The sequence below is a fragment of the Paracoccus sp. (in: a-proteobacteria) genome, from assembly GCF_030536915.1.
Lineage (GTDB): Bacteria > Pseudomonadota > Alphaproteobacteria > Rhodobacterales > Rhodobacteraceae > Paracoccus.
On sequence record NZ_JAUNPC010000108.1, the window covers coordinates 1 to 8,257 of the forward strand.

Here is an 8,257-nt window from a genome sequence, read left to right on the forward strand (position 1 = left end):
ACGCGGACCATGCCGCCGAACAGTTCCTCAAGCCCCGGCACCTCGTCGGACACCAGCCTGCCTCCGCAGGCCAGCACGTCGAACACGCGGTTCGAGATGAAGCCGTAATCCCGCATCGTGTCCCAGTGATCGTTCAGCACCACGCCGGCGGCGCGGTATTCATGGGCCAGCTGCACGTTCGGGATGTTCTCACCCCGGATCAACCGGTCGGGGACCAGCCCTCGCCAGCGGGTGCCGTAGATTGCGGGCTCGATCCCTTCCGCGATCGCATCGCGGATGACGCGCCGGAACTGGTTGCGCGAGTTGCCGACGAACAGCACCTGTTCCCGGAACGCCGGATCGTTCGCGCCGGGATGGAAGCGGGCGGGGTCGGTGCATTGCAGCAGGGTCGAGACCCGGTCGCCCAGATCGCGCCGAAGCTGTTGGCAGAACAGCTCGGATGCGACGAAGACATGGTCATAGGACTTCAGCTCGGCCAGGCTGACCCGGTCGGGGTGAGAGATCACCCAGCAGAGCGAGATCTGGTGCGGCAGCGGCGTGTAGGAGGACAGGCCCCGCAGCACCAGCACGATGTCGTCGCCGTTCGACTGCGGGTTCGTCCATTCGTCCAGCGGGTCGATCCGCACGCGGAAGCCCAGGGGCTCCAACGCCTGCCGCAGGCTGTCGGCAAAGTGGTAATCGCCCCATTCGGCCAGCGCGCCCCGGTTCGGCGCGCCGATCTTGATCGCGATGCGCGGGGTGGCGCTGGCATTGCGCAGCGACTCCCACGCCTGGTCGGCGCGCCGCTTGTAGGTATGGCCTTCCAGCACGATCGCGCGCAGCCGGGCCACCGTGTCGCGGCGCAGCTTCTCGTCACCCAGGTAGCGGTGCAGAAGAGCCTCGAGTTCCTGCGGGCTCTCATAGGTCGGCAGAAGGTCGCCGAAGATCGCGCGGGCGCCCTGGACACCATTGGTCAGGACGAGTGCGCCCGCGGCCAGCGCATCGAAGACGCGGCTGTTGACCGACTGCATCTGCCTGGTGGCATGGTTCGCATCGTCGATCACGATGCGGGTGCTGGCATAAACGTCAGGCATCCGGTCATAGGGCAGCGGACCCCGGCTGTAGGGCGCCATCTGGGGCTCGTTCTCCCACCCCGTGCCAAAGAGCGCAAAGCGGTAGGGCAGCGCGGCGGGATCGAGGTTCTGGGTGATTTCCCGATTCAGGCCCCAGAAGCTTCCGGTGAAGCAATAGTCGCACTCCAGCGCCGGATCGCGGCGGCCCTGGGCGAAACGGTCGGCAGCGGTTGCGATCGGCATCAGGTCCACGCTGCGGCCCAAGGCCTGCTGCAGCCTTGCCTGCGCGTGCCCGGACGAGGCCCAGATCACGTCGAAGTCCCGGGTCCATGTCCGGGCAGCGAACCGGTCGGCCCAGTTGCGGACCCAGGCCACCCGCAGCATTGCAGGGTTGTTCGGCCTGGCCGTCAACGGGTCGAAATCGTCGCGCATGGCGATCAGCACGTCCATGCCGTCCAGTTCGCCCAGCTCCGGCCCCTTGTGTTCGATGAAATGGCAGTCGACCGGATGGTTGCGCGCCAGTTCCCGGGCCAGTTCCAGCGCGGTGAAGAAATCGCCCGCCATCGTCGCATGGTCGTTTTCCGTGACCACAAAGGCGATGCGCAGGCGCCGGCCGGACCAGAAGCCCACCTTCCCGAACCGATCACTTGCCATCAGGCGGCGCAGCCAGACGCCGAAGCGCCCGTCGAAGATGTCGCGGTTGCGCTGCCGGATCGCGGTGTAATCGCGGCTCATGCCGCTGCGGCTGTAGGCGCGCAGGTGCAGCGCCCGTAGCTGGTTCAACGCGACGATCCGCAGGCCCTTGCGGCGCAGGCGAAGGGTGAAGTCGATGTCCTCGTGGCCGTAGAAATAATCCTCGGAGAGGCCGCCCAGGTGCAGGAACTCGTCCCGGCGTACCGCCATGAAGGCGCCGGTGACCGAGGGAACCTCGATCGGGGCCGCGTCCAGCCCCAGCCACTCGCGCGAGGGACGGGTTTCGAAGGGAACAATCCCGGCTTTCCGCACACCGCCAAGGTCGATGTGAACGCCGAGATGCTGGATGGGGCCCGGCTGTCCCGGCAATTCCAGTGACAGGTCTGGAACGTCATCCAGCAGCGCAGGCGACACCGCGCCGACCTGCGGATCGTCGAGCGCGTCCACGATCTGCGGCAGGATATCCTCGCACAGGCGCGCGTCGTTATTGGCGAGGATGAGGATCTCCCCAGTCGCATGCTGCGCGGCAAGGTTGTTCGACTGCGAAAAGGAATAGTTGCCGTTGCGAGAAAGAAGGCGGATGTCCAGCCGGTCCTGCCATGCCGCGCAAACACGGGCGCTGTCGTCCTCCGAGGCATGGTCCACGACAATGAACTCGACATTGGCGTAGCTGTTGTGGCGCTGGAAGGACCGGAAGAAGCGCTCCAGCAGCCCCGCGCCGTTGCGGTTCAGGATCAGCACCGAGACCCTGCGTGTCCTCGGGCCGGGCTGGGCCGCCGGAACCAGGAACTGCGCCAGGGGCTGGCTGCCTGCATGGATCACGTTGCGCTTGGTCCCGGCTGCCGCCTGGATCTGGTGCCTGGTGGCCGTGTCCTCGGGGCCATCGCCGATCCGGGGCCGGACGCGCAGGAATCCCGGCACCTGGCTCACCTGCGCGGGTGACAGTTCAAGGGCGAAGCCATGGTCTCCGTGGGTGCCGAACCGCTTGGCCAGATCGTGGCGGGTACGGGTGGCGGGAACGGTGGCCAGCCATGCATTGTCCAGGAAGACATCGGCATAGCACAGCGCCTCGGGGTCGTTCAGGCTCAGCATCCAGCCGTGCAGGACATTGTCGGACAGGCGGTCGATGTGCCATTGAATCGGAGTTCCCCAGCCCGGGAAGCGCTCGGATGCCGCAGCCTGCAAGGCGTCCAGGCTCGCGGCTTCGGCATGGAACGCGAGACGGCGCATGGTCCCGACCGGTGAGATCACCGGCAGGCGGCCCGTGTCAGGCATATCGCCATGGCCGCTGCTCAAGGCCGACAGCGGCAGGCTCAGCCGAAACATGCCCACCGGTGCATTCCCGGTTTTCTTCAGGAGATGCCGGTCGGGCCGATCAGAGGCGGTGGCACGGGCAAGCAGCACGCCATCGGCCCTGCGCGCCTCGATTTCCAGGGGGGTCGACGGATCGCGGCTGTCGATGCACCATCCGCGCAGTTCCAGGGCACCCTCGGTGATGCGCAACTGCTCGATCCGGCCGATCAGCTCGTCGCCAGCCCAGCTCCGCAGGGGAAAGCCGGGAAGGCGGCGGCCGTCCGCCGTGACCGCATCCACGGTGGACACGATCCGTCCCGCAGGCGGTCGCGGCAGCAGGACCCGGTAACCAGACTGCCTGCGCTGCTGCCCGGCGGAGTCGTTCGCGGCGGCCGGGATGTCCTCGATCCGCCTGGCTGCGCCCTGCCAGACCGGTTCCCCGTCCATCGTGATCCGCACCTCGAGAGGCGCCGGGACGCCTGCGGCCGTATCCTCGACCCATCCGCGCAACAGGCGGCGGTCGAGCTGCACGCCGCCGCGCAAGGTGCCGTTGGCCAAGGTTTCCGGCGGCCAGGCGGGCACCCGGACCGCCCAGCCGAGCGCCCGGCGCGATCCGGCGTCCAGAAGGCTGCCATCCGGCAGCCGGACCCGCACCCGGTCCAGCCCGGTTCCTTCGGGCAGGGGCACAGTGAAGGCGAAGCCGCGCCCGTTCTCGCCCTTGCCGACCAGGGGCGGGGCCACCTGCGGACGGGCAGCGAAGTCCCGCCACAACTCGTCGCCCACCTCGAGGCTGACCTCGAGCCGGTTACCCGGATAGGTGATGTCTGCGGCCCAGCCCTCGACATGCAGCAGCCCGCCTTCCAGCGTCAGCCGCGTCACCTCCCCGACCATCTGGGGTGGCGCGATCTTCACGGGGGTCGCGGCCGCAGGGGCGGGCAGCTCGACATCCCCTGCAAACAGCCGCGGCTTGGCGCCGCCCAGCCGGGCGAGGGGCACGTGCAAGACGAAGCCCGCCCAGCCATCGCCCCGTTCCCGTCGCAGAAGATCCCCCCGCCGATCGGTCGCCACTGCCCTTGCCACCACCTCGTCGTCGCTGCAAAGGGTGATGTTCACGGGGGTCGAGGGGTCGTCGGGATGATAGGCCCATCCACGCACGACCAGAACCTCCTGCCCGTTCTCGAACATCTGCTCCCACCGCGCGGCGACGGGGGTCGGCTTCGGCGGTTGCAGGGGAGTGTTGCTGGCGTTCGGAATCATCGGGCGCTCGGGCTGGAGGATCAATCGGCGGATGCCCGCTTATAGGGCAGGGTCGTAAGAGGGGGAACCTCCATGGGCACAACGTGGCCCCCCTGTGCGCGAATTGCGGTTTCCCTTATGGTCTGCCGTTGTCACGGTGCCGGAGGCTGCATGAAACTACCCGATCTCGGCGTCGCAATGGCGGCCATCACGAAGAACGAAGGTCCGTTCATCGCGGAATGGGTGGCCTACCACTATCTTCTGGGCGTCGAGCATTTCGTCATCTACGACAACCGCTCCGACGACGCGACGGTCGAGGTTCTGGCGCCCTTCGTGAATGCGGGCCTTGTGACGCTGGTGCACTGGCCGCTGTTTCCCGGCCAGATCGACGCCTACCAGCACGCGGTGATGACCTTCGGGCCGCGTTGCGACTGGATGGGCTTTCTGGATATTGACGAATTCGTCTCGCTACCCCCCGGCGTGACTCTGCCGGCTTTCCTCGCCGGCTTCCCGCCGGAAGCGGAAGAGGTCGTGCTGTTCTGGCGGATGTTCGGTCATTCGGGGCACCGTGCCCGGCCGGCAGGGCTGGTGACCCTGAACTTCGTGCACTGCGATCCGAACCTGTGGCAGATCGCCAAGTGCTTCGTGCGCCCCGAGCGAGTCAGGACCATGTTCGTCCATCACGCCGAAACGATCGACCGCCGCAGCGTGGACGAGAAGGGGCGCTCCATCCCGCAGGTCTGGATGCACGAACGTGGCGCCGTGACCGGGGACATGGCCGTCATCAACCACTACTTCACGCGCTCATACGACGACTATGCGGCCAAGATCGCCCGCGGCCAGGCCGATGGGCGCAGCGAAAAGAAGCTGGAACTCTTCGAGAAATGGGACTTCGATCATACCGACACCCGGGTGGCGGACCACGCCTCGGCAGTGCAGGAACTGATGGACCTCGTGGCCGAACGGGGAGCGGCGCCGATCAGATACGGCTGCCTGTCCCGGATGGGAATAATCGGGTCGACCCGCAACTTCATGACTGCGTCGCAGGCGGCGGTGAACGCAATGAAGAAACGTGTCGAGGCAGATGGCCATGCGGTAAAGCTGCAGCATAGCCTGTTCGGCACGGCCTTGGTCATTCCAAACAGCGTGGCCATGCTGCCCGATGGGGGTCTTGATCCTCTATGCTTGGATATCCCGAAGGGCTCAGAACTGCATCTGCCTGCCGAAGAACATGACCTCACCCCCGCGGAAGGCTTCGCGCTCAACCCCGCGCGGATCTGCGGATCGGTCTGGATCGGGGTCGAACTCGAGGTGCTGGCGCCGGGCCATGTCGATGTCCTTCTGACCGGCGACAGGCGCGATGGCACCCGCCTGTCCCAGAGGCGGCGGCAGGCGCTGCCGAATGTCGGCCGGGTCCTGGCGCTGCTGGTCGTCAACGACGAGCCGGTAGTTCCACTGGCCTTGGGCCTTCATCCCCTAGACCCGCAGGCTGTGGCGGTCCGCGCCCTGCGTGTCTTTGGAGGCGATTGATGCGGTGGGCTGCTGATCCCGGGCCCGGCAGGCCGGCGCTGCGGCGTATCCTGGACCTGCTGCGGCGCAGGGCTGCTGCCCGCGACCTGCGCGGGCACGCATCTTCCGGCACGCAGGCACCTGCGAACCCCGGACATGAGCACGAACATGAGATCCGGGCACTTTTCCGCGGCCGGGTGGCCTTCACGGGCGACAATCCCCTGATCGACAGGCCCCTGCTGATCCTAGCCTTCACCAATCGCTCGGGATCGAACCTGCTGGCCGATTACCTCGTGCAGACAGGACAGGTCGCAGGCTTGGGCGAGTTTCTCAACCACGAGACCGTCGCCAGGCAGAAGGACGCTCTGGCAATCCAGAGCGCCCCCGACTACCTGCTAGCCCTCGCGCGCAGGCTGTCGCGCGAGGGCCAGCAATTCGGTGTAAAGGCCTCGGCAGAGCAACTGGATTTCCTGATCCGCTGGAAGCTGCCGCGCCTGTTCACCCGGACAACGGTTGTGCACATTCATCGTGACGACATTCTGGGCCAGGCAGTTTCCCACTGGATCGCACTGCAGACCGGACAATGGACCAGCCAACAGGGCCGACGCACAGTAGCAGCCGATTTCGATATCAACACCACGCGGACGATTGCGCATAACGTACTGCGCAGCGACTCTGCCATTCGAATTAAATGCGGCTTGTATTGCCTCCCATATGTGTCGATCAGCTACGAAGAATTGACGTTTGATCCAGCAGCCACTATTACCCGGATCGGGCAAGCTGCGGGGATTGATCTAGGCGGTTGGAAGCCTACTGAGCCGAAGATTGAGCGCCAATCAACCCCACTAAACGACGCGCTAAAGGCACAGATGATGCTGAATATTTAATAGTGAGCGGCTCTGATGATATGGCCGCCTGACGGTGCACTTCAGCGATCTATTGGAGAATCTTCCTCCGCAGGACAGCGCGCCATAGTTTTTCAGCAACCTGTTAGACCCGCCCTAGTGCAGCGGCCATCCACAATGCTGCCTGCGAAATCCGTCCTTGCCGGTAGAAGGTGGCTTGGCGCATGGCCGATAGCCGCTCCGTGGGGCTCCCTTCTATAAGACTGCGGAAATGCTCCAGCAACCTGCGGTTCTCGGGGGTAAGCAAGGCTGCGCAAGCGGAGAGCGCTGCGAGGTTCTGGCGGCTCCATTCTGCGTGCTGACCGCGCAGCATTCGCGTCAGGCTCGCCAGCCGCGAGCGCGCGCCGGTATTCCCGCCCACCACATTACCCCTGTGCTGGCGATAGTTGAGGGAAGGCCATGGATCATAGATTACTGTCCCGCCCGCGCCGCTAACCATCTGATAGATCCACCAGTCATGCATCACTACCGGCCCTGCTAGCCGGCCAGCCGAGCGCATCAGCGCGAGTGCCGCGGGATTCATCAATAACGTGTTGCCCTGTACCATGTTCTGGACCAACGCATGTCGGAAGGACGGCGGGCGCCGGGGCAGGCGCGAGAGGCTCAGTGGGGCAAGCGCCTCGTCGCAAGTTGTCACTCGGCTGCAATAGATTGCCGGCCGCTCGGCAGGCTGCGTGGCCAGTGCCGTCATTGCGCGTATAAGCTTCTCAGGGTGCCAAACATCATCCTGATCTGCGAGCGCGACGTACTCTCCAATTTGAGCAGCATACAGTAAATCACGAAAATTTTCAGCTGCGCCATTTCCCGGAGCCAGTTGAAATTTTACTTGACCTGGGTATTTTGCAGAAAATTCGCGCACTAACCGTGGCCCATCATCTGTCGACTGATCGTCGCCTACAATCAGCTGCCAATCTACCCCTGTCTGCCCTGCGATGCTGTCAAGTTGCGGCGTAACGAAGCGTTCCCCTTGATACAGCGCCATTAGCACGGTAACGCGAGGGAGAGAGGTGAGAGGATCTTTGATCATAGAATATTTTCTCATTGCCTTTAGCACCGGCAGGATCGCGCTTCTAGTTGGGGCCAGAAAGCTTCTTTATATCTCTCCATACCCAAACAATTAATCTAGATCAGAATATCACGGCTAGGTGTTAAATCCCGGTATCTGGTGGAACAAGTTGAAGATGAATCTGTCCAGCTCTGAAGTCCAGACCTTGCAGAACGTGACTTATAGTAGCCAGTCAGGTCTGCGATGGCGGAAGCTCCGCCCTGTTAGATGTTCAGTCCCGGCATCTGGTGGATCGGGTTGAGGATGCATCGATCTGGCTCTGATGTCCAGATTTTGCAGATGTATTTGTAGGGCGTGAGGCCTCCGAGCGTCTTCAGCCTGCGTGCGAAATTGCAGGCTGCCAGGAGGTCGGCAAGGTGCGTGCGCAGCTGGTCATGGCTGTCGTGATGGAACCGCCTGCCATTCGGCGGGCCGATCCAGTGGATCGGCTTTCCGCCTCATCGTCCTTGATCGTTCGGTTCATCCGCTCGACCTGGCCGTTTGTCGGGACAACAGTCCACTGG

4 protein-coding genes and 1 pseudogene are annotated in these 8,257 nt (G+C 64.4%); 2 read left to right on the forward strand and 3 right to left on the reverse strand.

Annotated features, from left to right (window positions below):
• Positions 1-4,223: glycosyltransferase (locus tag Q4F04_RS13755; protein ID WP_303370376.1), on the reverse strand; the 4,223-nt coding region annotated here is incomplete at its 3' end.
• Between the two features lie 222 nt (positions 4,224-4,445).
• On the opposite strand from Q4F04_RS13755, the gene Q4F04_RS13760 reads away from it, so the two are divergent.
• Together Q4F04_RS13760 and Q4F04_RS13765 are read left to right on the forward strand one after the other, a co-directional pair.
• Entirely contained in the window at positions 4,446-5,804 is a 1,359-nt protein-coding gene (locus tag Q4F04_RS13760; protein ID WP_303370377.1) for a glycosyltransferase family 92 protein, read from the forward strand.
• The gene (locus Q4F04_RS13765) at positions 5,804-6,670 is read left to right on the forward strand and encodes a Stf0 family sulfotransferase (protein ID WP_303370378.1); all 867 of its coding nucleotides are present in this window, start codon (positions 5,804-5,806) and stop codon (positions 6,668-6,670) included. The genes Q4F04_RS13760 and Q4F04_RS13765 overlap by 1 nt, the downstream gene beginning before the upstream one ends.
• A gap of 103 nt (positions 6,671-6,773) precedes the next feature.
• On the opposite strand, the gene Q4F04_RS13770 is transcribed toward Q4F04_RS13765, so the two are convergent.
• Together Q4F04_RS13770 and Q4F04_RS13775 are read right to left on the reverse strand one after the other, a co-directional pair.
• Positions 6,774-7,715, reverse strand: coding sequence for a glycosyltransferase family 2 protein (locus tag Q4F04_RS13770; RefSeq protein WP_303370379.1), 942 nt, complete (start codon positions 7,713-7,715; stop codon positions 6,774-6,776).
• Between the two features lie 242 nt (positions 7,716-7,957).
• Positions 7,958-8,257: pseudogene (locus Q4F04_RS13775) on the reverse strand (hypothetical protein); the annotation flags it as partial.

Excerpts from the sequence above, each read along its gene's own strand:
- Q4F04_RS13765 (WP_303370378.1), top strand. The coding sequence starts at position 5,804 with ATGCGGTGGGCTGCTGATCCCGGGCCCGGCAGGCCGGCGCTGCGGCGT.
- Q4F04_RS13760 (WP_303370377.1), top strand. The coding sequence starts at position 4,446 with ATGAAACTACCCGATCTCGGCGTCGCAATGGCGGCCATCACGAAGAAC.
- Q4F04_RS13770 (WP_303370379.1), bottom strand. The coding sequence starts at position 7,715 with ATGATCAAAGATCCTCTCACCTCTCTCCCTCGCGTTACCGTGCTAATG.